This is a genomic window from Pseudoalteromonas peptidolytica (assembly GCF_012641745.1).
Taxonomy (GTDB): Bacteria; Pseudomonadota; Gammaproteobacteria; order Enterobacterales; family Alteromonadaceae; genus Pseudoalteromonas; species Pseudoalteromonas peptidolytica.
Genome location: NZ_WEHZ01000033.1, coordinates 1 through 21,489 on the forward strand (window position 1 = coordinate 1; position 21,489 = coordinate 21,489).

Here is a 21,489-nt window from a genome sequence, read left to right on the forward strand (position 1 = left end):
GGTATTTCATACATGAAATGTAGGGAATGTGGAAAGCCTTTCAGTTATGTCAATGATGAATGTTCTGATGGGTTCTGCTCAAATTCGTGCGGCATTGCATCGCATTTTTAAATAGTTGGAATAACAGTGAGGGATTTATGGAAATTCAAAACGAAAAACAGTACCAAGATGCACTTGAAAAGCGCTCGAATTTACTTGAAGCATATTCGTTTTTGGGTGATGTAAACAGCGAAAGCATCGACCGTCAGATTAGCGAAGTTGACGCTCAAATAGAGCGTTATGAAGCTAAAAAGTCATAGTTGGAATAACGAACATGCCTAAAGTTGTTGTTAATGCTTTGCGATGGTCAGCTCTAATGTGAACTTTTGATAGCACCTAAATTTTTTATAATGTATTTTTGTTCAGGTAAAGGTCCATGAAAAAGATGACGAACACACCCATTGAAATTGAGTTAGCGGACGCATTTTCAGCGCTACCAGAAGTGCCTAGCCTGCCAGTATTATGCCTGCTCAGTGAGTCTGCAGCGGAGTTGGAACCTGGCTTGCCGATTTGGGAGAAAGGCAAGGCTCTACAGAGAGTGCATGGCTTCGAAATGATACCACCACGCAGTGAACTTGAAAGCGCAGCAGGATTGTGGTTTTTTATCAGGCAATCTATTTTAGATGCTAAGCCCTAGTATGAATTAAAGAAATAAGGCGCTAATTTTGATGAAAAAGAGCTATGAATTTGATTACCTTGGAGTGCCACCATATGATGCCCTATTTATTTTTAAGGTGACAATCACTGATGCTTTTTCAGGTGACTTTACGACATTGCAAGTAGCTAAATCAGAAGCCGCGATAAAAGCCGCATGTTCAGGGTGTATGTATAGTGATGTTACAGAGATAGAGAGGCTAGGTATTTATGTCGGTAACATACCGAATATTAATTAAGTATTTAATATGTATTTCAACTATATTTATTAAGTATTTAATGGTGCTTTGTTCATTACATTGAAGGTTATCATCATTACACCTGCCCTATTTTTGTTTTGGCAGGGTGTCTACAGCTGCTCCGCTACTTATTCCTCTTGCTTCTATACATACAAAGTAAAAGTTCTGATAACTTTTTAGTCCAATTACTATGGGAATCAGCACCCGTGGAAACAAAGCAAATAAAAGTCTTAAATATTGATCATAAAGGCGCGGCGCGCTGTTCTGATTATGATGACGATTGCGCCGAGGTCACAAATCATTTCAAGTGCTGGGTGGGTGATGAAGTATTACCCCCATCTGATGGTTATTGTCCTTATGTTTCTGGTATGAAGCAAAACTAAATTAAAACCAAATCAGTTTTAAAGTAAAACCAATTTAAATCCATCCATACATTTATTAAATATCTTATAGGTATTTAATAAATATCTAATAAATATTCAAAATATATATTGACGGGGTGCAAATGCACCCCTATAATTATTCACGAACCAACACGAAGGGGGTTCATTGGGAACACCCCTGTATAGGAGGTCTCTTGATAGTAAAATCCTTCAATCGCTCTTTAAAAGCTAGTTTCTTTATCGCCAGAGTCGGGCAGGTAGGCAAACCAATGTGGCAACCCTACACGTCAAACAACTCATTTATGGTTTTCAGTGAAAACCCTGAGTTAGACTTTCAGCGAGTCAAAGCGGCCTATGAGTCAGGCGCATTCGATTACTACGCAATCGGAAGCTGCCAGCAACAAATTAGGATTCGTGACGTCAGACAGGTTTTAGCGAAATGCGAAAACATGAATGACAGGCACTTAAAGCAAATGGCGCTTCTAGAGCAACACATTGCACTAAAGCAAAAGAAACTGGATAAGCAACGCGAGTTGCTTAAAGGGCTACAGCAAGCGGTTTACGCACGCTGTTAAGGGAGGGGCGAAAGCCCCCTCTGATTGATACAAGATGACCACCAAAGAAAAGGCAAAGACATGAAACAAAGTGAAAAATTACAAGCACTGCATGATCGTCTATTGGTGATCGGCACTGTTAAAGTGGCGCAGATAGACACCGAAACCAATTCGGTAGGTTTAACGTTTGAATATCTTGGTGATACGTTCACCGCATATATATGTGGTGAAACTGAGCGCGGTGACTTGCTGAAGCATGATCATGATGATTTAACCACTATCGAAAACATGGGCGAGCTAAGCGCGGATCAGCTAATTAACTTCTTCGGTTCGTTACCTGGTATTGAAAGCATTTTGAGGTAATCGCATGACAGCAATTAAAATCACGGTTGATGATAATGTTACAACACTCAACTATGAAGCAAAAACCGCTGAAAACATCGGTAAGCGCATCGAGCAATTAAAAGCAGGTCTGAACACCGATAATTATGGCGTGTGTGTGGTTCTTGGTCTGAATCCCACAGAGTCAAACGTTAGGCTTTTACGTCGTTATCAGCGTGATCCTGAGCAAGCCAGTTACAGAGAAATGCCAGAAAACCAGTGGAAAATATTATTAATGCTGTGCGACGGCCAGCCATCATGTGATCTGTAACTATGGCTTTTTGGTCAAGTTGGTGTAGTACAAACGGGAAAAACCCACTTTAAACTTGATGTAAAAGCCACAACTATGGGAGTCAGCTTAAGTTTACTATGGCTTTTTGGTCAAGTTGGTGTAGTACAAACGGGAAAAACGCGCTTTAAACTTGATGCAAAAGCCATAGCTATGGGAATCAGCTTAAGTTTGCTATGGCTTTTTGGTCAAGTTGGTGTAGTACAAACGGGAAAAACGCGCTTTAAACTTGATGCAAAAGCCATAGCTATGGGAATCAGCTTAAGTTTGCTATGGCTTTTTGGTCAAGTTGGTGTAGTGCAAGCGGGAAAAACCGCTTTAAACTTGATGTAAAAGCCACAGCTATGGGAATCGGCTTAAGTTTACTATGGCTTTTTGGTCAAGTTGGTGTAGTGCAAGCGGGAAAAGTCGCTTTAAACTTGATGCAAAAGCCATAGCTATGGGAATCAGCTTAAGTTTATTATGGCTTTTTGGTCAAGTTGGTGTAGTACAAACGGGGAAAACCCACTTTAATCTTGATGTAAAAGCCACAACTATAGGAATCAGCTTAAGTAGCTTGTGCCTATTTCGCTTTTACTCGTCTATAGTTTCAATATTAAATATTAACGATGTTACTTTGTGGCTACCGTCATATAGTTCTTTGAAATCAACTTTTAACGGCGTGTTTTTGTTGATCCTATTAACTGCTGGTTCAATAAATTTTCTTCGCATTTCTGCGAAATTGTTTGCTTGTGAAGCTGGAAGTTCATAACGTTTTATAAGCCATTCAACGTCCACTTTCCAGATGCCAGCTTGAGCCCATTGGCACAAGCTCTCGTATAATCTAATCGTTCTTGCATTGTTTAATTTGCCGCAGTGGTGCAAATAGAATTGCGTAAACTTCTCTGAAAGCCCCGTAATATATGGTAATAGGTTTTTGTTAAACTCTATAACAAACTCGCCGCGCCCACGCTTTACAGATTGTTTCGCCATCCAAGGGTAAGAAATTTCTTCGTCATCGCCATCTTTCGGATAGAAAGTCACAAAGCTTTTTAACAACTCAGTCATAGCCGCTTTTATATCTCTGGAAGCGGCTGAATCACTAACACCAAACAAGCTTTGATAATCAGAAACATGAATACTAAAAACCCCTTGCGCAGCAGTATCAGAATTATATGCTTGCGCCAAGCATAGCCATAAAACCCGCTTAGCTTTTATTGTTAAATAATACGCTGCTTCAGTAACTTCATTAGACTGAACAATGAGCCTTTTACGTTCGCGCTGGGTTACTATTTTCATGTTATGGCCTTTTATTTTTTTAGCCATAATAGCATTGTTACTATGTGAGTAAAGCAAAACTAACTTGACTAAAAAGCCATAGTAACTTGACCAAGAAGCCATAAGAACTTAGCTAAAAAGCCATAGTAACTTGACTAAAAAGCCATAGGAACTTAGCCAAAAAGCCATAGTTTGGCTCTACAGGCCTTATGTGGCGCGGCTTTCAGCGCTCTAAAATAAGTAAAATAAGTAAAATATAAAAATATTTATAAATAGATTGTTGATATGTGTATAAGTGGAGGCTAGGATCTCTTAATCATGTCACGCATGAATAAGGATTAGTAAATGCGAATATCGAAAATACAAAAGCAGGCTTTATTTTATTTGTTCGTACTTGAGCAAAAGCAAGGTGATAAACCTGTTTTAAGCGTTGACCTGTTACAATTGGTTAATCGTAGTTCAAACACAGAAATTGCATCGAGTAATTTTAGAGCAAGCTGCCATACATTAAAAGATCACAAGCTTATAAACGCATTTTACAATGGGTCATTAAAACTTAAATACCAACTCACGGAACAGGGTAAACAAAAAGCACAGGAAATCTTTGAGCAGTTAACCGGCTAACCTATGCTTCAAGGCTTTTTTGATTTCTGACAAACCCATACCTTTTTCATAAATTCCGCATTCCCGTGCTTGGCAGATCAATTCATCACGACGGCTCAACCACTTATCAAGAGTTGAAGCGGCTACACCTTGCCTGTTCGCAATTTCGTATTTTGGTACATCTTGAGACAGCCAAAACAAAATAGCGTTTTCATGTTTATCTAGCTTGCTTTTAACAATTGTTCCAGCGGGCCTGCCTGTCGGTAGGTTTTGCAGCTTACGACGTTCTGCTGCAGCCTTTGCCTTGAGTGATCTTTCTTTGCTGTATTCAGTAGCCGCAAAAGCTCGGCCCATAGTAATGAAGAAAGTGGCTAAATCATTTTTATGTTTTGGCGCCAATACGTCACCACTTAAACAAAAGTGAATTTCACAACCAGTGTTTATTATCCTGGTGATCACTTCGAGTATGTCGCTGATTGAATCGCGGCCAAGTCGCTCAATGTCGTTTACTAATACCCGATCACCTTTCTTCAGCTTCTCTATAAGCTCTATCAAGCCCCGCTCGTCTTTACTGGTCTTGCTGCCGCTTAACTCGTATGTGAGCCACTTATCCACTAACAGGCCTTTTTCATCAGCATATTTGCTGATCCTATCGCGCTGACCTTTTGCGTCTTGTTTGTTGTTGTCGCTTATTCTGATGTAAGCGTAATTTTTAGCCATTTTTCGGTTTTACACTCTAGAGTTTAAAAAGCTCGCTAGAGTGTAAATTTAAGTGGGGGTTTATCACTAATCCAACAACACTTTAGGGTATACCCTAGAGTGTTATTTGTGCCAGTAAAAAAACCGCTAGATTTAGCGGCCTTTTTGCCAGCTTTAGTTGTCGGATGATTTAACTATTGGAGCATAGTAAAAAGTTGGTGCCGCTGCTCTTTGTTCTTGCGGTGGCCCTCCTTGGTCCCCAGTTCCTGCACCACCACCAACAACTGCTTTTGCTAATTTTTTTGATAGCTCTTTCATTTCAAAACCTCATATGTTTGGAATCTACAATCATTTTGCGGATAAATTAGCAAAGATCAACTCATAAAATTTGATTTTTCCAGTTTATTCGCCAGACCGTCTATTGTCATAGAGGTAAGACCTACTATCAGAAGTGCCGTTTCAGAAAGTTTGATAAATGGGTAAGAATTGTACAGCCATTGAAAAGAAACTGCATTGTATTCACTTTTGGCTAAACCGAAAAACTCTGGGTGCCTAATGCAGTGCTCAATAATCATAGCTATATTTATAGCAACACCGATTAGTAGTATTGTTCTTATGGCGTATTCTTGTTTTGTGCTATCGATGTCCCTCAGCACTTTTGAAACAAATCTTCCATCGTCTTTCATGTTGAAAGTTCTAAAAATTTTATCGCACAGCACAATTCTTTTTTGTAACATGTATACAACAAAAAGGTCCAAAACTGAGTAGGCTAACTGCCTAATAATTAAATCTTGAGGGACAAAAGCTCTAACAACAAATATATCCAAAACGATCATTACAAAGAAAACCCCAACAATCCAAACTCGCTGTGAATCGTCTAGGTTGAAAAGTAGTGTTGCTGCTAAAGCTATGAAGAATAGATAACCCATGTATTCAGCTAACGCGTTATAGCTTGATATTGAGTTAAAAAAGCTTATGACTATATCCATATTATTCATCTCCAATCGAATCTTGAAAAAGAGCTACCAGTTTTTTCCTATAATTTTTAGGTAATTTTCTGAATGTATCAATCAGCAATTTCACTGATTGGCTTGAAGCAAGTAATGTGGAGCCTTTCTTTTTATATAGCTCTTGAATCTCGTTGTACTGAGAAGCAGTTGGTTCATTTGTTAGCTCTGGATTTTCCCAGTTTTTTAGGGTGTTATAACTAACATCTATTTTTTTTGCGAATTCTGTTCTTTCATAACCGAGCTCGATACGTATTTGTTTAACTTTTTCTGAAATCTCTATTGTGTGTTTAGTCACATACCTTGCCAAGTTTACCTCCCTGCCATCCAGAACTTTAATGAAGATTCATTATATTTGTAAAATAAATGAAAAAAAACCACTTTCATTAACATTTTTGCATTTTTTTGCAAATGCCTCTTGATATAGTGCCCATATAGCTCAGCACGGTTGCGATATCTTACTGCTGATTATTAATAAAAGGATCGATTATGTTACCCATACTTTTACTATTGAGTATTGCTTTGCTTATGCTTCTTGGTTGTTATATTTACAATCAATACATAGACAGAAAATGGCTGATTGCTGCATATAAAAGAGCTAAATCAAGTTGCTCAGAAGCTAGCACTGAAGAAGAGAAATCAATCGCTCAAGCTAGATATGAAGTTATCGTGACACTTCTGCAATGCTCTTCGGCTAAGGTGGTTCAATAATGCAGAATAGCAACCAACTCTCCGAAAGCTCGTTAGGTAAAATAAAACAAGCACTTTACGCTGCTCAGGACTTCTCTATTGCAGCAGAGTGCGAGCACACTGCTGCAAAATTTAAACTGATTAGTGATTTGCTTGCCTCTGCGACAAGTGAAATAACTGATTCAGAATCGAAGCCCTAATATCTTCTGGTTTTGTGTTGAGCCAAATCATTACGCTTGCAATGGGTTCGTTTAGTAATTTGGCTACTGGCATTTGATTTAGTGTGATAATATTTTCTTGTAACATGACTATGTCCTAAGTGTTGTGTTATTGAGTTGGCTTGGGTAAGAGCTAGCCAACTCACCCTTTTACTATTCTTCTCTATCTAACTTTTCCCTCAAAGCTTCCACAATATAGTGAGAAAAGTTTAAAGTCGTTTTTCCCTGCGCTTTCAGTGCTTCATACCTTTCTTCTAAAGCCGTTGGTAGTTTGTTGATAAGCTTTGATTTGGTAGAGCTGCTTACTTGGGTTTTTGCTTCTTGTACTTGGGCACCATCGTCGAGTGCATCTAATTTTTCCCAGCTTTTTTTAGCCATTTTAAAACCTATATCCACTAAGTATTTATAAAGTATTTACTGAGTATATCAGAAATATTTATCCGTGCAGCTTTTGATGCTCTAGTAATGATTTTATTTCTTCGGTTAGGGCTTTTATTTGCCTAGCGGCTTTACCGTATTTGGTGCTTTTGTGCTTAGTTACACCTAAGCTGCCGTTATTCATTGCTTGATCAAATGCTGCTAGATGACTGACTGGGCTGTTTAATGCAGTTAGGTTCTCTCGTTTATTGATGAACTCCAACATCGCACTAAAGTCAGTTCTTTTTGAGTGCATTTTGTAAAGCAAAACATGGGCTATAATTTTATCACCCGTTTTTTCACTTAGCTCATCAAGCGTTTTTTGAAACCTGGTCAGGCCTATCATTTCCGTTACATGATCTGATGCTGGCGTGATAAGTAAATCACTGGCCGCAATGGCTATACGAGTTAAGCCTGAGTCGAACCCCCCACAGTCGATTAAAATCAGCTTGCCGTTATCGCTTTCTTTGATGAGTTTAATCAGCTCATCTTTTGGTTTCGCTGTCGAGCCTACGGTTCTTACATCTAATTTGTCATCCCGCATTTGGTTGATGATGCTGATTGAATCGTGTGCATCCAGGTCAATAATGAAGTCGGGCTTAAGTTCTTCTGCGACATTCAATGCTACTGTGGTTTTTCCTACGCCCCCTTTATGGTGAGCAATGGTGATAATCATAGCGCCTCCTTTTTAGTATGGTTCTAGCTTAGTAAATATTCTAAAAGTATGCAATAAATATATAGTATATATTTATTGTGTATTCTTTAGGGCGACGTTTTGAGCTTGCGTGTTAGTGGTGTATGCTTTTGATGCGGAATAAATACAAAGGAAATAGTATGATGAAAAAGCTTTTTGCTCTTGTCATTTTAGGGAGTGCGCTATCTGGTTGTGCACAATCCAGCTACTCTGTAGGTTCGGATTTTTCGTCTCAGCAGGTATCAAATATAGAGAATGGCAAGACTACCACGGAACAGTTAATACTGTGGTTTGGAAATCCTTACTCAAAGGCGGTGATCAGTGCCAGTCAGGTTAAGTGGATGTATTTGTATAATGCTGGCACGGTCAAGGCGCAGTCTTATGTGTTTAGCGCTGATATCAAACAAGAGGGAACGCAAAAGGTGCTCGACATTCTGGTTGAAAACGGTGTGGTAGTGAACCACACCTACAGTGAGGGGCCAACTCAAGGGGCAAACGCCTCGATCTTATGATGCTTGTTCAAACTCAGGGTTGTGATTTACGGGTATCATATCTTCTTCTCTCACTTCACCACCCTGCAAATCGTTCACTTTCATCAACCAGTTGCTGGCAAATTCAAGGGTGGATTGTTTGGGTTTAAGCCCCCCTCTTGGCGCGGCGCACATTTGAGCACCGCCTAGTTCAGGGTCTTGGCTGATTATAGCCCCTCTACCGGACTGGTGCATATATAGCAGACTAGTTGAAGTGTAAGTTGAGCCGTCTTCTCTCTCCATCTTTGTTTGTTGCGGCCAATAAATTAAGTGGTCATTGTCGTTGTGATATAGCCCTGTTCCATGAGTGAAGGCAAGTTTTTTACTTAGTTCAATCACCTTATTTGTTGCTGTGTTCACACGATCTTTATGGTGAGCAATTTCTTTTTTATATTCTTGGGCCTCAGTTTCGAGCTTTTTGCACCGAGCCTCAAACTTTTCTTTCGACTCTTTGGTTCGTTTAATTTGCGCCTGTAACTTTTTCGGGTTGGCTTCGCGCCATTGCTTTTGTAATTCACTTAACTGGTTCTTACAGTGAATTAACTCACGCTGTGTAGCCGCGTGTTTTTGAGCTTCTTTCAGGGCTTGTTTTAATGCCACCTCTGAGCGTTCAAGGTCGGCTTGGCTCTTTGCATCAACCTCCTTAAGCTCAAGTATTTGGTCGGTCTGTTTAGCAACCTGTCGCTTGTATCCTGCTAACTGGCTTTTTAATACCTCTAATTCATCAGCTAACTGCTCGCTTTCTTCTATTTGTTTATTAAATGCGGTAACCGCTGCCTCTATTACAACATGTGGTTCCTGATTCATTGCTGCTAGTTTAAAATCCACTGGTTCCATTAACTTGCCTTTTTTACTTTGTTTAATTCGCCATGCCCAAGATCGAGCAATACGCTTTTTTGAATGGATGAGTATTGTGTTTCTTGGCCCAAGTAGTCTGGGTTAAACTCAATCAAGCACATTGGTTTGTTGAGTTCGCACTTGTTTTCGATGCCAGTTTTTGCGTTTACGAACCTGATCCCACCACTACGCCACACTTTTCGAGTGCCACCAACTTTGCTTTTGATAGGCACCTCTTGCCAATAACCAACAATGTCTGTAATTTTCACGGGATAGCCAGCAGGCCACCATTTTGCTCGATTTTCATGGGGCACAAACATTGTTGTAAGCACTCCTTTTTTTTGTTGCTCTAGACAATGCAAAAACCACGGATAAATATTACTAAACGGTGGGTTTAGCCACACGGTAGGTTTATCAATTTCGGCCAATGTTTCTGACCAGTCAATGCTTAGTGCGTCATCTTCTGGTGTGAAATACCTATTGCAGTGTGCGCTCTTATGAGTCGCTGCAGCATCTAAATCGTATTGGTACATGAAATTAAAAGCAGCAAATAGCCATGGTGGTGTTTGTGTCTGATCTCGATACTCAGGATCTGTAAGGCTTTTGTGATTACTTGGCTCGGCCATGAATGTCCCCTTGGGTTGAATGTTTTATAACGTGCATACTCTGATTTTTGGTCCAATCGTGTGGTGCCCATCATTGATTCCCTTGGCTAATCATTAGCTGATCAGATTGCTTCTGTGCCAGTTCATTAACTTCCTGAATAGCCTCGCGAAGTAACTCACTTTGATAGCTTATGGACTCGCTTAGCCGAGAGGCTTGATGGATATCTTCAGCGCATGGTTCAATTGGACTTAGTAATGCGACTTGCTGTTTCACCATTGAATCAATAGCTGTTTGGATTGACGCTGCTGCATTGAGTGCGCGGGTAATATTTTTGTTCATAACTCTATGTGATCTTTTTTATTTGAATCACTAACTGTGATTATTTTAAGCGAAAAAAAAGCATACCTGCTTAATTTCCTGCCCATCTCCATAGGCCAACGAATTTACCCAACACGGTAATGTCGCTCATTTCTTCAGCGGTTAAATTTAGTTTGTTTTCATCCTGTTCTGACCCTACGGTAAAGCTACCATTGAGCTCTTTCTGAATGTACCTAAAAGTAGGAGCTCCATCCCACTCAATGGCGTAAATGGACTTTGAAATGGGTTTTGTTTTTGATTTGTCAATTAGCACCATCGAGTCGCGAGGAATAACATCTTTCATCTCGTCACCACCTGCAGTCACCAATCCTAAGTCACTAATATTAAGGCCTCGTGATTTCAATTCCGCAACATTCAATCCAAGCTCGCCAATATAGTGAAATGAATCTTCACCGTCTGGTGATTCTGATTCTCCAAGCAAAAAACTAACTGTCGTGCCATAAGTCCTTGCAATATGCTCGATAGTTTTTAATGGCGGGACTCGCTCTCCACTCTCATAGAGGCTTAATGCGTTTTGCTTTGCGCCAAACCCAGCCGCAAATTGTGATTGATTAAGCCCTTTACTCAACCTTAGTTTATGCAAGTTCTTGGCAAAGCGGTTTGTTATATCTTCTGCTTGTCTCATCTTTAATCACTAGATGCCTTTTTTCTTAATCTTATCACAAATTGTGAACAAAACCACAGATAAAAAATTAAAGTATATCAGTTTGTGATTTTATTTATCACTTAATGTGATATATTAAAGATAGATCTAAGAGCAAAGAGATACTGATGACGTTAAATGAGTTCCACAGCGAAAAAGGGTTCAAAAACATCAAGCAAGGAGCTGACTTTTTTTCGGTAAGTATGAGTAGCTATCAAAAGTACCTCTACTTTTATCGCTATCCATCTGCTCGGACTGCCCAGTTAATGGTTAACAAATCAGAAGGATTGATTTGTTTAAATAAGTGGAATAGCCGGTATTTGGAAAAGGCACAAGAGAGAGTGAGGGAGGGTGCGAAATGATAGTGGTTTTATTTGGTAATGCTACGTTGGCGAATGAAGTTTATGAAGACATGCGTGCTAGTCATCACGGTGTAGTCAACAAGGTTGTGTTACCAAACATAGTATCTTCAATGCGGATGGGGTCTCTACGAGAGATCAGCCAGTCAAAAACAGAGTACTACATTAATTTAGTTATTAATCCTGTCGAGGAAAGGGAATTGCAATTTTTAAGGCAGGGTGGTGCTCAGGTTGTACATCAATACGAGCTTGTTAGTACGTATAAATCTATCAATGTTGGAGCGTGGGATCACATTGTTAGTTCTCAAAACTCAGCTCGTGCGGGGCATGTTTTATCAGTTGATGAGGTGCTCAGTGAGTGTATTTCTGCCCACAGGAAAGCGTGCAGGGTACGAAAGTGAGATTACTAGAGGTAAGAATTGAAGATTGGGCGAGGTGGACCATTAATGGTGAGGCGAGGCGTCACAGCTCTATTCTTCAAATGATTATGGCTGGTCATTGTTTTTCTGGTGGGGCTGGTTCTTCTCAACCACTGATTGAATGCGCAGAGTTGGTTATTGAATCTGCTCTGGCTTCTCTCAGTGTAAGTAACCCCAAGTCAGTTGAGGTTTTTCGAGCCGAATATGGCGTTCTAAAACTCGGTTCGTTACCTCTCGATGCGCCACAGCATCAAAAATCACTAAAGCTCGGTATCGGCCTGAGAACGTATAGAAGGAAGCTTGCTGAGACCAAGTTGGCTATTTCAACCGCGCTTAAAGAGGAAAAGTACCTATGAAATCATATGATCATGAAAAATCGAGGAAAAAAAGAAAGCTTCAGGTGGATAGCCCCGCCAAAGTTGAAGCGAGAAAAAAAATAGAGCAGTTCAATGAGCAAATGCAGCTAGCTGCTCTTTATGACATTTCTCACCCGGCTTATTTTAGCTAGTTATCCACAGAATTCCTTAATAACCGGTGATTAAGTTGGAAACTATCAAAACCAAAATCACAGATTCTGCAATTCGTCGTGCTTTAAAAGAGGGTCGCGTAAATCAGATCCGAGATGAGCGTTACCCGCTATACCTGAGAATAAATAAAGTTCGCAGCGGTGGATCTTGGTATCTACGAGATCATGTTCAAGACCGTTGGCATCGTCTTGCGTTGTGGCCGCAGGTCAAAGCTGAAACTGTTTTAAAAGATTTGCCATTATTGATGACACGATTAAGTATTAATGAGCCGCCAGTTTTAGATAACTTTGCAACGTTTGGAGAGTTGCTTGGCTGGTATCTAGAAAGAAGTTGCTCAAACCGAGAGTTAAGTGTTGAGCGAAAAGCCTCATTAAAGTCTTTAGTTAGTAAACATTTGATCCCAAAGCTTGGTGATTCAAAAATATCAAGTTTTGAAAAGTCAGATTTAGAAGACAAGCTGCTTTGGCCTACACAGAGAGACTACCAAACTAGTACGTGTAGGCAAATATTTCAGGCGCTCAAAGCTGCTACAAACCAAGCTGTAAAGTCGGGTAAGTTAAATCGTGATCCGCTATCTGGAATCAAGTTCGGGGATATCATTCAAGAGAAAATCACCCCAAAAAAATCAGCAATCCGAAAGCAAGATATTCCGCTTGTAGTGACCTCAGTTCTTAATGCTGCAGGCCCAGCGGGAGTGCTTTGTCAGCTAATGCTTTTGCACGCTACCCGAATAGGAGAAACGAGGCAAACCCGTTGGTCTTGGATTAATACTGATAATCGTGCAATCGAAATCCCAGAAGAAGTAACAAAAACAAAATCTCACACTGTGTATTTGAGTGATTTGGCGTACGAGCTGTTGATCAAGTGGAATAAGGAACAACGCAGCTTTGGTTACCGTGGAGATTTTCTATTTCCAAGCCAAAGAAGTTCAGGGCCAATCTCCGAAAAACAGGCAAGCGAATATGTCTTATCTGTAAGCCAAGGTGCATATACCAGCCATGATTTTAGAAAGCTGTGCCGAGTGTCTTGGCTGGAATTGGGAATTGATTCATTGGTTGCTGAATTGATGTTGAATCATGAGTTGCCCCCAGTTCAAAAAACGTATGTTGAGGCGCTTGGTATTAACGTTGGTTCGGAGCGAAGAAAGGCAGCTTGGCAGAATTGGGCCGAGTATTTACTAAAACTAAAAGATGAATACCAGAGCGATACAGTGACGAGATCTCATGAGTTTGTGTGTAGTCGCTAGCCCTTAATTTATTTGGCTTGCTTTGTGTTTTATGGTTTTTACATTGAGGAAAAATATTATGAGAGATTTGAGTTTGAAAATCCTCTCCGCAGAGAATGGTTTTATCTTGGCGCCGTTTGGGGTAAGCATTGATGAAGGGCCTCATCTAGTCCCAATGAGGGTTTTCAATAATCCTAAAGAGTTGGCCGAGTTTATTGAAAATTGGGGTGATAAAGTGGTCGCTCATAGAAGTCGCGAGGATTAATAACTTATGTGCAGAACACCGTCTTTGCCACCGCCTTGGAAGTCTGTTTCAGTATCTACAGCAGTTTTTAGCCCAGCAGTTAATGCCGCAAGAAATGGTGGGCCATCATTACCACCTGACCCGCCAGTCTCAACATGGCACTTACAAACTGTTATTGACTTTAGTTTGGGTGACTGTATCGCGATTGCCCTTGTTATGTTCTTTTTTGTTTGGCTCGCTTTTGAGATTGGTTGTTGGTTTGGGTCTAATGACAAAGTTGATCTTGAATTAACAGCTCAGCGCTGGCGTCATGATAGTCGGAGTGAAGAATATGAAAAAGACTGTTAAGAGGCGAGCGCATAATTGGTTTCATCTGCCATGGGGAAGGCCTTTATCTAAGAGGTATGTCATCGGCGTTGATTTAGCGCGTGGCGAGAGCGTTAATGGTGATTCAATCGTGAGCGGTGAAAGTGACAGCAATCAGATAAGTGATAAAAAATGAGCTTGCTACATCAAGGAACCCAAACTCCTGAAAGGTTAGATGCACTGATCAGGGTGCGCAATATTCGAAGTGAAGCCATTAAATCAGCTCTACATGATTACCTAGTTAAAGGTCATCCAAAGACGTCGGCCGCTAAATTAAATGGCATTCCTGATGGTAACCTTAATCGGGCTCTTGAGTCCCTAGAAGCTGCTGCTAGGGAGGTTGAATTTATCAAAGAATTAGACTGGGCAAGGTTTAAAAAAGAGAACGGAGTTAGGTTATGACTATGATGTTTGAAGACAATAAGCAGCAACTTGCTGTGTCCATTTCTGATGGTAATCACCTTGTTGGTTATATAATGCAGACCCCTTTGGGTAATTATCAACTAATCATCAATGGATCCCCCACTTGTATTAAAAAGAAGTATCTGGATACTTTTATTGATAGCCAAGGCCATCAACAAATGGCGGTTTGTACAATCAATCACAGGGTAGATGGTGAGCAGTCGGTAAAGTGTCTTGAGCGCTACACTGCATTTTGTAAATTGAATTTTTTTAAAAGGCTATGGGCTTTAATAACTCATAGAGACCCGTTGAACGTAGGTGTTTTTTTATCAAAATAAATCACAAATTGTGATTTTATTAAAAATAAATAACAAAAAGTGATTGAATGTGTTGGCATCATGGGTTATCTTTTTTGCTATGGTGGTTAAGTTGTATTTAGAGCACCTGCAAAAGTAGAGCAATTATTCCCGCCTTGTGCGGGTTTTTTATTTTGGGCGCCGCCATGTTGAACTTGATCGCAATGATAAAACAGCAGGCTCGTTTTGCGCCAGTTCCGACCCCTTGTAACGGTAAAGTATTTATTGGCTATGAATGTGAATATGACCAGTTCGACTTTCCTGAACATCTACGCAAAGACTTTTTGATTGAAGGCCTCACCCAAGATGAGGCTGAAGAGTTATTAGCAATCAATCTAAACGAAACCTACAGCAGATTACAGGCAATATTCCCAATTGAAGCATTGATGCATGCGCACCAAATGGCGGTCATTATGACCGCCTTTTTTTATGGTGTTGGGTTTGTTGGTAAAAATAAAACGTTTTATCGCGCGTTGTTAAAAGGTGATCGAGAAACTGCTGTTTTGTGTTTACCACCTAATGACCATCGAATACTCGATGCAGCGAATATGATTCTAACTGGAGAGCATAGTGGATTATCAAACAGTATTTTTTAGTGGTTTAACCTTTAGCTTATTGCAAGCTGTTATCGCACTGCTTGTTTGGCTTTTGGTTTTAAGGCTTTTCAATAGGCAAAATGGTTACACCATTAAAGAGTTCATCGAGGAGTGTCGCAATGAAAAGAAATATTTTCCAATTGCTCTGCTTTATGGCGCTTACGCTATCGCAGCTGCTAGTTTGTTCGGTAGCGTTATCAGCTGATTGGGATGAAAAGATTGAGAAAGCAGTCAAACGCTATTCACCTGGTCGTGACCCTGACCTAATGAAAGCCCAGTTGTGGCAGGAATCTCGATATAAGTTAAATGCAGTGTCACCAGTTGGTGCTTCTGGTATTGCCCAGTTTATGCCAGCAACTTGGGAAGAGCAAATGAGAAAGTTGGGGTTGTCGGGTTCTCCTTTTGATGCTGATCTAGCTATTATTACCGCTGCATTCTATATGGAGCAGCATTATCGTTTTTGGTCGTCCCCGCGACCTGAGTGGGACAGAGAAAATCTCGCGCTGTGCAACTATAACGCAGGTGCTGGAAATTGTTTGAAAGCGCAAAAGCTTTCAGGCGGTGAATCTCTTTACCCTCACATTATCCGCTTTCTTCCAGAGGTGACCGGACATCATAGTAGAGAGACGATTGAATACGTTGATCGTATCAGGCAATTCCAGATGCAGATAAAGGTTGGATTATGTTGCGATTGAAATTGATAGCGTCAGCTCTTGTTTTGTCTGGGTTTGTTTATAGCTATGTGACAATTAAAGAGCTTAGAGCTGGTGAGGCAGTGTTGATTGAGCAGCTTGGTGCTTCTCTCACAAGAGAAAAGGAACTAAGAGATGCTCTAAGTGCTGCAGAATCTGAGAGTAACAAATTGCGGAGCAACCTTGTAAAGCAAAGTGATTTGTTTAGTCGTCATTTGGATGAGCTGGAAAGCGCCCAAACAGCGACTGGAAACGTTGAGTATGAAATAACTGAGGTGTTAAATGAGACTGAGCATAAACCTTGGGCTGATCAGCTTGTTCCTAATGATGTTAAGCGCTTGCTCAACGCCCCCAGAGATTCGTCAGATTATTCGCACTAAAACAGAATATGTATTCCCACCGGATGCTCTAATGGCAGAGTGTCAGGTTCGTCCCGTGAATGTTGAAACCAACCGTGATCTCGTTGTTCTGGCCGTGAAAAGAAACAACGAGCTTATGCTGTGTAACCTAGAAAAAAAAGCGCTGCGAGAGTGGCGTGAAACATTCAACATGAAGTAAAGCATTTTATCCTTATAAGAGTAGTTAAGGAGATTATGAAAGAAGTACGATGTCAATGCAAAAGGCTGCTTTGCAAGTTGAAAGGCAAAGCTGAAATTAAGTGTCCTCGATGTAAGAGGATTACGGTAGCAGAACGCCAAGAGCGTCACCTAAAATTAAAAGGTGACAATCATGGCTGTACGATATCTTAGTTTGTTTAGTGGCATTGAAGCTGCCACGGTTGCTTGGCAACCATTAGGTTGGGAAGCTGTAGCCTTTTCAGAGATTGAACCTTTTCCTTGTGCAGTTCTAGCGCACCATTATCCATCAATCCCCAATCTGGGAGACATTAATAAGATTACTGAAGATGACATCAAGCGTCTTGGTGCTATTGATGTGGTTGTTTTTGGTAGTCCTTGTCAGGATTTAAGTTTAGCAGGAAAACGAGAGGGGTTTAAAAATGGTGAAACAAGATCTGGGTTATTCTACAAAGCGGTTCAAATCATTGAGTGGTGCAGAAAGCACTCCGGAACAAGGTTTGCCTTGTGGGAAAACGTTGTTGGTGCATTCTATTCAAACCAAGGCAGAGACTTTTCTGAGGTTATCAGGGCGTTTACTGGGTGCCAATATTCAGTCCCAAAAGAAGGCTGGCAAAATTCCGGCATTGCATACAGTGCCGAGCAATCACTCCTTGAGTGGCGGACTCTTGACGCTAAATATTTCGGAGTCCCCCAACAGCGTCGCCGCGTGTTCGCTCTCGCAGATTTTGGAGACTGGACCTGTAGATCCTCGATACTTTTTCAGCAAGCAAACAATGAGTTCTATTTATCAACGTATGAAAAAGACGAGAAAGAGGCCACCTTTGAATGTAGAGAGAGTTCTAGAAAGGGCTTATCAAGATCATACGCTGGGTGCATCACATCTCATACAGAAAAAGATTTAATCACAGTCACCAATAATCAAGTTATCGTTTGTGATGAAAATGGGTTTCCTAAGGAAGATGGTGAATATCTTCGAGCCTTTTCTGTTGTGGAAAAGGAGCGTATGTTCGGTTTCCCAGATAACTATACCCGAATTCCTTATCGTAATAAGCCAGCCAAGAATTGTGTCATTCATGCTCGGCTCAAGGCTATTGGTAATTCGATTGCTGTCCCTCAATTGAAGTGGATAGGACAGCAGATGCAGCAGGCCTTCCTTATTTAATAGCGTTTTTACTTTATAGGTTTTATATGTCTAACGAGCAGTCTTCTAGCCAATTTGAGAAAAATGCACTAACAATTCTGGCCATGGTTATTGTATCAGTGCTTGGTTGGGTTGGTTATACCGTCAACCAGAACCAAATACAGTACGCTCGAATTGATGAGCGGTTGGCTGCTCAGTCCGATATTTTGAAAGATATGCAGATCCGTATTGGTGATGCAAATCAATGGCGCGCAGGTGTGGATCAGGACTTAAGTGATATTAAAGCCCGATTGAATAGGTTGGAAAAAAGCAATTAAGTATTCAGTTCACTGCCAATGCTGTAATCAGTTCTATCATTCGGCTCAGTGTCATTCAGTCAAAGGCGCGACATCTATACAGTCGACGCGCTTGCAGCTGAATGCGCGGCTAAAAGTCAAGCAAGTACAGTACGGCAGTGAGCGCCTTATACTTAAAGTGTATTCTATAAGTATCTTTTAAATATATGGTGGTTTCTATGGCGCAGGCAATACCAAAGCGTTGCCGCGAACGTGGTTGCGGTAATAGAACAATAGCTCGTCATGGTTATTGTGATGAGCATGAATCCAGCGCCAGCTGGGGTGCATATCAGAAGCAGCAAAGCAGAAGAGGCAAGAGGATTTATCAAACCAAAAAGTGGCGAAATGAGATTGCACCACGAGTAAAAGAACTCGCCAACCATTTATGTTTGAATTGCCTACTTGGTAATCCTTCAATTGTTAAACCTGGTAATGTCTGTGAGCACATAGTACCGGTCGCGAAAGGTGGTGATGAAAGCGATCAAAACCTTTCATGCTTCTGTGATTCCTGCGCCAAAACTAAAACCGGATGGGAAAGAAATAAGACTAAGCTCCAAATACTCCAAAAATACGCGCATACCTCGATTTTTCTGGCAGTTCAGAGGGGTATGGGGGTCAAATTGTCGGAGCGAAACCATTATCCATAGTACCGCCATCCAGTCACATTTTTATGCGCAAAAAATAAGAAACTCGTTTTGATCAAGCTGTGATCACATTCCGATCATCAAATTAACACTTGTTGCAGGTGGGAAATGTCTGAAATTAGAGCTCCCGGCGGTGGTCGTCAAAAGGCAAATATGGCTGTCGGTGATCCGAACATCAAGGGCAAGCCAAAATGCCCTAAAGAGCTTTTGAAACATGACCAGCACGCCATTGATGCTTGGCATAGCAATTTAGCAATTATGTTCGAACGCAAATCGTTTTCAGCAGAAGACATACCGCACCTTATCAACTACTGCAACTCAATCAGTAAAGTGATAAAAATCGAAGCCGAACTCGACGATGTATCAAAGTTTGTTGATGTCGCGGGTACTGGAGGTTTGAAAGTTCACCCGCTTGTCACAGTGCACAACATTTTCACCAACCAATCGTTAAAGCTTGCTGATCGCCTTGGTCTAACACCGATGGCTCGCGCTCGCATTATGAGTGGCGGTAAAAGCGAAGATGAAGAAGACGAGTTCGACGAATTTTAAAAGAGAAAATTTAATGTATGTCAGCCAAGTCAAAAGCATACAAGGCGCCGAATTACGACAACGTAAACGCCGCCAACAAATATGCACGCGACGTTTGCGCTGGCAAAATTCCTGTATGTCGTTTAACGCGCTTAGCGTGTGAGCGGCATTTAAATGATCTTAAGCGCGCCAAAGAGAACAAAAAATTCGCGTACAAGTTTGATAAAGACAAAGCCGAGCGCGCGTGTCGCTTTATGCAAAAGCTACCGCATACCAAAGGCGAGTGGCTAAAGAAGCGATTAAAAATCACGCTTGAGCCATGGCAGCAATTCTTTTTTTGCTGTGTGTTTGGTTGGGTAAATAAATCAGATGGCAACCGCCGTTTTCGAGAGGTTTATCTAAAAGTACCGCGTAAAAATGGCAAATCAATTGTTGCCGGTGGTATCGGTTTATTTTGCTTTGTTGCAGATGACGAGTACGGTAGTGAAATTTATTGCGGCGCCACGAACGAAAAGCAAGCATGGGAAGTATTCAAGCCTGCGAAATTGATGGTGTCGAAACTGCCAGCACTGCGCAAACGCTTTGGCATTCAAGTCAACGCCAAAAAGCTAGAGCTTAACGACGGTTCAAAGTTTGAGCCCGTGATCGGACAGCCGGGCGACGGTAGTAGTCCGCACTTAGGTATCATCGACGAGTATCACGAACACCCCACAAGCGATCAATATGATACTTTTGACACAGGTATGGGGTCGCGTGAGCAACCTATGATGCTAGTTATCACCACCGCCGGTGATGACATAACGGGGCCATGTCACGATCTCGAAGAGCGCTGCAAATCAATGCTCGAATCTGACGACGACGACGGCTTGTTTGCACTCATTTACGGCATAGATGATGGCGACGATTGGACTGACCCCGAAATCTTAAAAAAAGCCAACCCAAACTACGGCATAAGCGTTAAAGCAACATACCTACTGGCCCAGCAGAAAAAAGCCATAAAAAATCCACGCTTTGCCAACCGATTTAAGACCAAACACTTAAACATTTGGGTAAGTGCAAAAACCGCCTTTTTCAACATGGAAGATTGGAAAAAATGCGAAGATAAAAATTTAAAAATTTCGCACTTTGCAGGCAAAGACGCCACGCTTGGGCTCGACTTAGCGCGTAAGCTCGATATGAACGCAGGCCCGCGCGTATTTTGGCGCAACATCAAAGGCAAAATACACTGGTACTGTGTCAGTCCCATGTTTTGGGTGCCGTATGAACAGGTATACAACAACCAAGATAAAAATCTTGGTGAGAAATACATCAAGTTCGCAGAGCAAGGCTTGCTCAACATCACTGATGGGTGCGAGATAGACTATCGAGAAATCAAAGCCGACATACTCAGCGCGCATTTAGAAACGCCGTTTGTCAGCGTACCGATAGATCCGCACGGCGCGACTAACTTAGCACATGATCTAATAGATTACTCACTTGAAGTGGTCACCGTCACGCAAAACTACACCAACTTATCAGATCCAATGAAAGAGCTTGAAGCGGCCATAAGCAGTGGTCGCTTTCATCACGATGGGAACCCTGTCATGACTTGGAACATAAGTAATGTGGTTGGCAAAAATCTACAAGGTAATGACGACGTGGTACGGCCAATCAAGCAAAAGGCCATCAACAAAATTGATGGTGCAGTAGCGCTCATGATGGCTATGGGAGAAGCGATGTTGATGATGAAAATGCCAAAAAACGAAGAAAAGTCAGTTTACGAATCAGGAGAGGTTGGATGTTAAAAGACATATTTAGCATGATCATGGGGTGGCTTGGGTTAGTTTTATTGTCCTATGGCGCTTGGTTGTTAACACCCGCGTTAGGCTTTGCTTGTTTAGGAGCGGCGCTGATGGCCTATTCATTTTTATTAGCCCGCTCAAATGCGTATGCAAAAACAAAAGTAGATAAAGGCTAACC

The 21,489-nt window shown here is 41.2% G+C and carries 41 protein-coding genes; 30 read left to right on the plus strand and 11 right to left on the minus strand.

What is annotated here, in order from left to right:
* The first annotated feature begins 137 nt into the window (after positions 1-137).
* The 7 genes from F9Y84_RS17870 to F9Y84_RS17900 all read left to right on the plus strand — a co-directional run bounded on the left by F9Y84_RS17870 (position 138) and on the right by F9Y84_RS17900 (position 2,872).
* Positions 138-299, plus strand: a complete 162-nt coding sequence (locus F9Y84_RS17870) for a hypothetical protein (protein ID WP_168756773.1) — start codon at positions 138-140, stop codon at positions 297-299.
* A 116-nt stretch (positions 300-415) separates the two neighbouring features.
* Positions 416-676 carry a hypothetical protein gene (locus tag F9Y84_RS17875; protein WP_147391465.1) on the plus strand — a complete coding sequence of 87 codons (261 nt, stop codon included), beginning with the start codon at positions 416-418 and terminating at the stop codon, positions 674-676.
* A 31-nt stretch (positions 677-707) separates the two neighbouring features.
* Complete coding sequence (locus tag F9Y84_RS17880) at positions 708-932, plus strand: hypothetical protein (protein WP_147391466.1); 225 nt, start codon at positions 708-710, stop codon at positions 930-932.
* A 577-nt stretch (positions 933-1,509) separates the two neighbouring features.
* A complete protein-coding gene (locus F9Y84_RS17885; RefSeq protein ID WP_208723434.1) occupies positions 1,510-1,890 on the plus strand; it encodes a DUF6943 family protein in 381 nt (126 codons plus the stop codon).
* A gap of 60 nt (positions 1,891-1,950) precedes the next feature.
* Positions 1,951-2,232: a hypothetical protein gene (locus tag F9Y84_RS17890; RefSeq protein ID WP_147391467.1), complete on the plus strand. Its 282-nt coding sequence runs from the start codon at positions 1,951-1,953 to the stop codon at positions 2,230-2,232.
* Between the two features lie 4 nt (positions 2,233-2,236).
* Complete coding sequence (locus tag F9Y84_RS17895; protein ID WP_147391468.1) at positions 2,237-2,521, plus strand: hypothetical protein; 285 nt, start codon at positions 2,237-2,239, stop codon at positions 2,519-2,521.
* A 75-nt stretch (positions 2,522-2,596) separates the two neighbouring features.
* Positions 2,597-2,872: a hypothetical protein gene (locus tag F9Y84_RS17900; protein ID WP_168756774.1), complete on the plus strand. Its 276-nt coding sequence runs from the start codon at positions 2,597-2,599 to the stop codon at positions 2,870-2,872.
* Positions 2,873-3,112: 240 nt separating this feature from the next.
* Here F9Y84_RS17900 and F9Y84_RS17905 read toward each other — a convergent pair whose 3' ends face one another.
* A complete protein-coding gene (locus F9Y84_RS17905; RefSeq protein WP_147389429.1) occupies positions 3,113-3,919 on the minus strand; it encodes a RepB family plasmid replication initiator protein in 807 nt (268 codons plus the stop codon).
* 222 nt (positions 3,920-4,141) lie between these two features.
* Here F9Y84_RS17905 and F9Y84_RS17910 point away from each other — a divergent pair, with 222 nt between their 5' ends.
* Positions 4,142-4,420 (plus strand): chromosome segregation protein ParM, encoded by a 279-nt coding sequence (locus F9Y84_RS17910; protein WP_147389430.1) that lies wholly within the window; start codon positions 4,142-4,144, stop codon positions 4,418-4,420.
* On the opposite strand, the gene F9Y84_RS17915 is transcribed toward F9Y84_RS17910, so the two are convergent.
* The 4 genes from F9Y84_RS17915 to F9Y84_RS17930 form a co-directional block, all read right to left on the minus strand.
* Complete coding sequence (locus tag F9Y84_RS17915; RefSeq protein ID WP_147389431.1) at positions 4,409-5,119, minus strand: recombinase family protein; 711 nt, start codon at positions 5,117-5,119, stop codon at positions 4,409-4,411. The genes F9Y84_RS17910 and F9Y84_RS17915 overlap by 12 nt on opposite strands.
* Before the next feature lie 153 nt (positions 5,120-5,272).
* Complete coding sequence (locus tag F9Y84_RS17920; RefSeq protein WP_167508237.1) at positions 5,273-5,416, minus strand: hypothetical protein; 144 nt, start codon at positions 5,414-5,416, stop codon at positions 5,273-5,275.
* Between the two features lie 56 nt (positions 5,417-5,472).
* Complete coding sequence (locus tag F9Y84_RS17925) at positions 5,473-6,087, minus strand: hypothetical protein (RefSeq protein WP_147389432.1); 615 nt, start codon at positions 6,085-6,087, stop codon at positions 5,473-5,475.
* Position 6,088: 1 nt separating this feature from the next.
* Positions 6,089-6,403 carry a helix-turn-helix domain-containing protein gene (locus F9Y84_RS17930; RefSeq protein WP_211091683.1) on the minus strand — a complete coding sequence of 105 codons (315 nt, stop codon included), beginning with the start codon at positions 6,401-6,403 and terminating at the stop codon, positions 6,089-6,091.
* 191 nt (positions 6,404-6,594) lie between these two features.
* Between F9Y84_RS17930 and F9Y84_RS17935 the strand changes: the two genes are divergently transcribed.
* Both F9Y84_RS17935 and F9Y84_RS17940 read left to right on the plus strand, forming a co-directional pair.
* Positions 6,595-6,816 (plus strand): hypothetical protein, encoded by a 222-nt coding sequence (locus F9Y84_RS17935; RefSeq protein WP_147389434.1) that lies wholly within the window; start codon positions 6,595-6,597, stop codon positions 6,814-6,816.
* A complete protein-coding gene (locus F9Y84_RS17940) occupies positions 6,816-6,995 on the plus strand; it encodes a hypothetical protein (protein ID WP_147389435.1) in 180 nt (59 codons plus the stop codon). The genes F9Y84_RS17935 and F9Y84_RS17940 overlap by 1 nt, the downstream gene beginning before the upstream one ends.
* Before the next feature lie 171 nt (positions 6,996-7,166).
* Here F9Y84_RS17940 and F9Y84_RS17945 read toward each other — a convergent pair whose 3' ends face one another.
* Positions 7,167-7,391 carry a hypothetical protein gene (locus F9Y84_RS17945; protein WP_147389436.1) on the minus strand — a complete coding sequence of 75 codons (225 nt, stop codon included), beginning with the start codon at positions 7,389-7,391 and terminating at the stop codon, positions 7,167-7,169.
* 58 nt (positions 7,392-7,449) lie between these two features.
* A complete protein-coding gene (locus tag F9Y84_RS17950; protein WP_147389437.1) occupies positions 7,450-8,106 on the minus strand; it encodes a ParA family protein in 657 nt (218 codons plus the stop codon).
* Positions 8,107-8,264: 158 nt separating this feature from the next.
* Here F9Y84_RS17950 and F9Y84_RS17955 point away from each other — a divergent pair, with 158 nt between their 5' ends.
* Positions 8,265-8,636 (plus strand): hypothetical protein, encoded by a 372-nt coding sequence (locus tag F9Y84_RS17955; protein WP_147389438.1) that lies wholly within the window; start codon positions 8,265-8,267, stop codon positions 8,634-8,636.
* On the opposite strand, the gene F9Y84_RS17960 is transcribed toward F9Y84_RS17955, so the two are convergent.
* From F9Y84_RS17960 to F9Y84_RS17975, 4 genes are all read right to left on the minus strand, one after another.
* Positions 8,631-9,491, minus strand: a complete 861-nt coding sequence (locus F9Y84_RS17960) for a hypothetical protein (RefSeq protein WP_147389439.1) — start codon at positions 9,489-9,491, stop codon at positions 8,631-8,633. The genes F9Y84_RS17955 and F9Y84_RS17960 overlap by 6 nt on opposite strands.
* Positions 9,491-10,117 carry a DNA N-6-adenine-methyltransferase gene (locus F9Y84_RS17965; protein WP_147389440.1) on the minus strand — a complete coding sequence of 209 codons (627 nt, stop codon included), beginning with the start codon at positions 10,115-10,117 and terminating at the stop codon, positions 9,491-9,493. The genes F9Y84_RS17960 and F9Y84_RS17965 overlap by 1 nt, the downstream gene beginning before the upstream one ends.
* Before the next feature lie 70 nt (positions 10,118-10,187).
* Positions 10,188-10,436 (minus strand): hypothetical protein, encoded by a 249-nt coding sequence (locus F9Y84_RS17970; RefSeq protein ID WP_147389441.1) that lies wholly within the window; start codon positions 10,434-10,436, stop codon positions 10,188-10,190.
* Positions 10,437-10,506: 70 nt separating this feature from the next.
* Positions 10,507-11,100 carry an XRE family transcriptional regulator gene (locus F9Y84_RS17975; RefSeq protein WP_147389442.1) on the minus strand — a complete coding sequence of 198 codons (594 nt, stop codon included), beginning with the start codon at positions 11,098-11,100 and terminating at the stop codon, positions 10,507-10,509.
* Between the two features lie 376 nt (positions 11,101-11,476).
* Between F9Y84_RS17975 and F9Y84_RS17980 the strand changes: the two genes are divergently transcribed.
* The 19 genes from F9Y84_RS17980 (at position 11,477) to F9Y84_RS18070 (ending at position 21,487) form a co-directional block, all read left to right on the plus strand.
* Positions 11,477-11,878, plus strand: coding sequence for a hypothetical protein (locus F9Y84_RS17980; RefSeq protein ID WP_147389444.1), 402 nt, complete (start codon positions 11,477-11,479; stop codon positions 11,876-11,878).
* Positions 11,875-12,252, plus strand: coding sequence for a hypothetical protein (locus F9Y84_RS17985; RefSeq protein WP_147389445.1), 378 nt, complete (start codon positions 11,875-11,877; stop codon positions 12,250-12,252). The genes F9Y84_RS17980 and F9Y84_RS17985 overlap by 4 nt, the downstream gene beginning before the upstream one ends.
* Positions 12,249-12,404 carry a hypothetical protein gene (locus F9Y84_RS17990; RefSeq protein ID WP_167508239.1) on the plus strand — a complete coding sequence of 52 codons (156 nt, stop codon included), beginning with the start codon at positions 12,249-12,251 and terminating at the stop codon, positions 12,402-12,404. The genes F9Y84_RS17985 and F9Y84_RS17990 overlap by 4 nt, the downstream gene beginning before the upstream one ends.
* 35 nt (positions 12,405-12,439) lie before the next feature.
* Entirely contained in the window at positions 12,440-13,669 is a 1,230-nt protein-coding gene (locus F9Y84_RS17995) for a tyrosine-type recombinase/integrase (RefSeq protein ID WP_147389446.1), read from the plus strand.
* 58 nt (positions 13,670-13,727) lie between these two features.
* Entirely contained in the window at positions 13,728-13,913 is a 186-nt protein-coding gene (locus tag F9Y84_RS18000) for a hypothetical protein (RefSeq protein WP_147389447.1), read from the plus strand.
* Between the two features lie 6 nt (positions 13,914-13,919).
* Complete coding sequence (locus F9Y84_RS18005; protein WP_147389448.1) at positions 13,920-14,240, plus strand: hypothetical protein; 321 nt, start codon at positions 13,920-13,922, stop codon at positions 14,238-14,240.
* Positions 14,224-14,394, plus strand: a complete 171-nt coding sequence (locus tag F9Y84_RS18010; RefSeq protein WP_167508240.1) for a hypothetical protein — start codon at positions 14,224-14,226, stop codon at positions 14,392-14,394. Before F9Y84_RS18005 ends, F9Y84_RS18010 begins: the two co-directional genes overlap by 17 nt.
* Complete coding sequence (locus F9Y84_RS18015) at positions 14,391-14,660, plus strand: hypothetical protein (protein WP_147389449.1); 270 nt, start codon at positions 14,391-14,393, stop codon at positions 14,658-14,660. Before F9Y84_RS18010 ends, F9Y84_RS18015 begins: the two co-directional genes overlap by 4 nt.
* Positions 14,661-14,662: 2 nt before the next feature.
* A complete protein-coding gene (locus F9Y84_RS18020; RefSeq protein ID WP_147389450.1) occupies positions 14,663-14,998 on the plus strand; it encodes a hypothetical protein in 336 nt (111 codons plus the stop codon).
* 164 nt (positions 14,999-15,162) lie between these two features.
* The gene (locus F9Y84_RS18025; protein WP_147389451.1) at positions 15,163-15,612 is read left to right on the plus strand and encodes a hypothetical protein; all 450 of its coding nucleotides are present in this window, start codon (positions 15,163-15,165) and stop codon (positions 15,610-15,612) included.
* Between the two features lie 119 nt (positions 15,613-15,731).
* Complete coding sequence (locus F9Y84_RS18030; RefSeq protein ID WP_208723407.1) at positions 15,732-16,307, plus strand: transglycosylase SLT domain-containing protein; 576 nt, start codon at positions 15,732-15,734, stop codon at positions 16,305-16,307.
* Positions 16,295-16,684, plus strand: coding sequence for a hypothetical protein (locus tag F9Y84_RS18035; RefSeq protein WP_147389453.1), 390 nt, complete (start codon positions 16,295-16,297; stop codon positions 16,682-16,684). The genes F9Y84_RS18030 and F9Y84_RS18035 overlap by 13 nt, the downstream gene beginning before the upstream one ends.
* The gene (lysC, locus tag F9Y84_RS22630) at positions 16,632-16,862 is read left to right on the plus strand and encodes an Rz1-like lysis system protein LysC (RefSeq protein ID WP_425594452.1); all 231 of its coding nucleotides are present in this window, start codon (positions 16,632-16,634) and stop codon (positions 16,860-16,862) included. Before F9Y84_RS18035 ends, lysC begins: the two co-directional genes overlap by 53 nt.
* A gap of 171 nt (positions 16,863-17,033) precedes the next feature.
* Positions 17,034-18,044: a DNA cytosine methyltransferase gene (locus F9Y84_RS18045; protein WP_147389454.1), complete on the plus strand. Its 1,011-nt coding sequence runs from the start codon at positions 17,034-17,036 to the stop codon at positions 18,042-18,044.
* A gap of 26 nt (positions 18,045-18,070) precedes the next feature.
* Positions 18,071-18,340 carry a hypothetical protein gene (locus F9Y84_RS18050; RefSeq protein WP_147389455.1) on the plus strand — a complete coding sequence of 90 codons (270 nt, stop codon included), beginning with the start codon at positions 18,071-18,073 and terminating at the stop codon, positions 18,338-18,340.
* A 197-nt stretch (positions 18,341-18,537) separates the two neighbouring features.
* Complete coding sequence (locus F9Y84_RS18055; RefSeq protein ID WP_167508242.1) at positions 18,538-19,005, plus strand: HNH endonuclease; 468 nt, start codon at positions 18,538-18,540, stop codon at positions 19,003-19,005.
* Positions 19,006-19,110: 105 nt separating this feature from the next.
* Complete coding sequence (locus F9Y84_RS18060) at positions 19,111-19,551, plus strand: P27 family phage terminase small subunit (RefSeq protein ID WP_147389457.1); 441 nt, start codon at positions 19,111-19,113, stop codon at positions 19,549-19,551.
* A 17-nt stretch (positions 19,552-19,568) separates the two neighbouring features.
* Positions 19,569-21,314 carry a terminase large subunit gene (locus F9Y84_RS18065; protein WP_147389458.1) on the plus strand — a complete coding sequence of 582 codons (1,746 nt, stop codon included), beginning with the start codon at positions 19,569-19,571 and terminating at the stop codon, positions 21,312-21,314.
* A complete protein-coding gene (locus tag F9Y84_RS18070) occupies positions 21,308-21,487 on the plus strand; it encodes a hypothetical protein (protein ID WP_147389459.1) in 180 nt (59 codons plus the stop codon). Before F9Y84_RS18065 ends, F9Y84_RS18070 begins: the two co-directional genes overlap by 7 nt.
* Positions 21,488-21,489 lie beyond the last annotated feature (2 nt).

Coding starts and splice junctions, on each gene's coding strand:
- F9Y84_RS17920 (WP_167508237.1), bottom strand. CDS start 5,416: ATGAAAGAGCTATCAAAAAAATTAGCAAAAGCAGTTGTTGGTGGTGGT.
- F9Y84_RS18000 (WP_147389447.1), top strand. CDS start 13,728: ATGAGAGATTTGAGTTTGAAAATCCTCTCCGCAGAGAATGGTTTTATC.
- F9Y84_RS18045 (WP_147389454.1), top strand. CDS start 17,034: ATGGCTGTACGATATCTTAGTTTGTTTAGTGGCATTGAAGCTGCCACG.
- F9Y84_RS18005 (WP_147389448.1), top strand. CDS start 13,920: ATGTGCAGAACACCGTCTTTGCCACCGCCTTGGAAGTCTGTTTCAGTA.
- F9Y84_RS18020 (WP_147389450.1), top strand. CDS start 14,663: ATGATGTTTGAAGACAATAAGCAGCAACTTGCTGTGTCCATTTCTGAT.
- F9Y84_RS17900 (WP_168756774.1), top strand. CDS start 2,597: ATGGGAGTCAGCTTAAGTTTACTATGGCTTTTTGGTCAAGTTGGTGTA.
- F9Y84_RS18035 (WP_147389453.1), top strand. CDS start 16,295: ATGTTGCGATTGAAATTGATAGCGTCAGCTCTTGTTTTGTCTGGGTTT.
- F9Y84_RS17990 (WP_167508239.1), top strand. CDS start 12,249: ATGAAATCATATGATCATGAAAAATCGAGGAAAAAAAGAAAGCTTCAG.
- F9Y84_RS17980 (WP_147389444.1), top strand. CDS start 11,477: ATGATAGTGGTTTTATTTGGTAATGCTACGTTGGCGAATGAAGTTTAT.
- F9Y84_RS18065 (WP_147389458.1), top strand. CDS start 19,569: ATGTCAGCCAAGTCAAAAGCATACAAGGCGCCGAATTACGACAACGTA.
- F9Y84_RS18060 (WP_147389457.1), top strand. CDS start 19,111: ATGTCTGAAATTAGAGCTCCCGGCGGTGGTCGTCAAAAGGCAAATATG.
- F9Y84_RS17945 (WP_147389436.1), bottom strand. CDS start 7,391: ATGGCTAAAAAAAGCTGGGAAAAATTAGATGCACTCGACGATGGTGCC.
- F9Y84_RS18070 (WP_147389459.1), top strand. CDS start 21,308: ATGTTAAAAGACATATTTAGCATGATCATGGGGTGGCTTGGGTTAGTT.
- F9Y84_RS18010 (WP_167508240.1), top strand. CDS start 14,224: ATGAAAAAGACTGTTAAGAGGCGAGCGCATAATTGGTTTCATCTGCCA.
- F9Y84_RS18050 (WP_147389455.1), top strand. CDS start 18,071: ATGTCTAACGAGCAGTCTTCTAGCCAATTTGAGAAAAATGCACTAACA.
- F9Y84_RS18015 (WP_147389449.1), top strand. CDS start 14,391: ATGAGCTTGCTACATCAAGGAACCCAAACTCCTGAAAGGTTAGATGCA.
- F9Y84_RS17955 (WP_147389438.1), top strand. CDS start 8,265: ATGATGAAAAAGCTTTTTGCTCTTGTCATTTTAGGGAGTGCGCTATCT.
- F9Y84_RS17915 (WP_147389431.1), bottom strand. CDS start 5,119: ATGGCTAAAAATTACGCTTACATCAGAATAAGCGACAACAACAAACAA.
- F9Y84_RS17905 (WP_147389429.1), bottom strand. CDS start 3,919: ATGGCTTCTTGGTCAAGTTACTATGGCTTTTTAGTCAAGTTAGTTTTG.
- F9Y84_RS17875 (WP_147391465.1), top strand. CDS start 416: ATGAAAAAGATGACGAACACACCCATTGAAATTGAGTTAGCGGACGCA.
- F9Y84_RS18030 (WP_208723407.1), top strand. CDS start 15,732: ATGAAAAGAAATATTTTCCAATTGCTCTGCTTTATGGCGCTTACGCTA.
- F9Y84_RS17935 (WP_147389434.1), top strand. CDS start 6,595: ATGTTACCCATACTTTTACTATTGAGTATTGCTTTGCTTATGCTTCTT.
- lysC (WP_425594452.1), top strand. CDS start 16,632: ATGTTAAGCGCTTGCTCAACGCCCCCAGAGATTCGTCAGATTATTCGC.
- F9Y84_RS17880 (WP_147391466.1), top strand. CDS start 708: ATGAAAAAGAGCTATGAATTTGATTACCTTGGAGTGCCACCATATGAT.
- F9Y84_RS17970 (WP_147389441.1), bottom strand. CDS start 10,436: ATGAACAAAAATATTACCCGCGCACTCAATGCAGCAGCGTCAATCCAA.
- F9Y84_RS18025 (WP_147389451.1), top strand. CDS start 15,163: ATGTTGAACTTGATCGCAATGATAAAACAGCAGGCTCGTTTTGCGCCA.
- F9Y84_RS17895 (WP_147391468.1), top strand. CDS start 2,237: ATGACAGCAATTAAAATCACGGTTGATGATAATGTTACAACACTCAAC.
- F9Y84_RS17870 (WP_168756773.1), top strand. CDS start 138: ATGGAAATTCAAAACGAAAAACAGTACCAAGATGCACTTGAAAAGCGC.
- F9Y84_RS17890 (WP_147391467.1), top strand. CDS start 1,951: ATGAAACAAAGTGAAAAATTACAAGCACTGCATGATCGTCTATTGGTG.
- F9Y84_RS17925 (WP_147389432.1), bottom strand. CDS start 6,087: ATGGATATAGTCATAAGCTTTTTTAACTCAATATCAAGCTATAACGCG.
- F9Y84_RS17910 (WP_147389430.1), top strand. CDS start 4,142: ATGCGAATATCGAAAATACAAAAGCAGGCTTTATTTTATTTGTTCGTA.
- F9Y84_RS17950 (WP_147389437.1), bottom strand. CDS start 8,106: ATGATTATCACCATTGCTCACCATAAAGGGGGCGTAGGAAAAACCACA.
- F9Y84_RS18055 (WP_167508242.1), top strand. CDS start 18,538: ATGGCGCAGGCAATACCAAAGCGTTGCCGCGAACGTGGTTGCGGTAAT.
- F9Y84_RS17940 (WP_147389435.1), top strand. CDS start 6,816: ATGCAGAATAGCAACCAACTCTCCGAAAGCTCGTTAGGTAAAATAAAA.
- F9Y84_RS17960 (WP_147389439.1), bottom strand. CDS start 9,491: ATGGAACCAGTGGATTTTAAACTAGCAGCAATGAATCAGGAACCACAT.
- F9Y84_RS17965 (WP_147389440.1), bottom strand. CDS start 10,117: ATGGCCGAGCCAAGTAATCACAAAAGCCTTACAGATCCTGAGTATCGA.
- F9Y84_RS17975 (WP_147389442.1), bottom strand. CDS start 11,100: ATGAGACAAGCAGAAGATATAACAAACCGCTTTGCCAAGAACTTGCAT.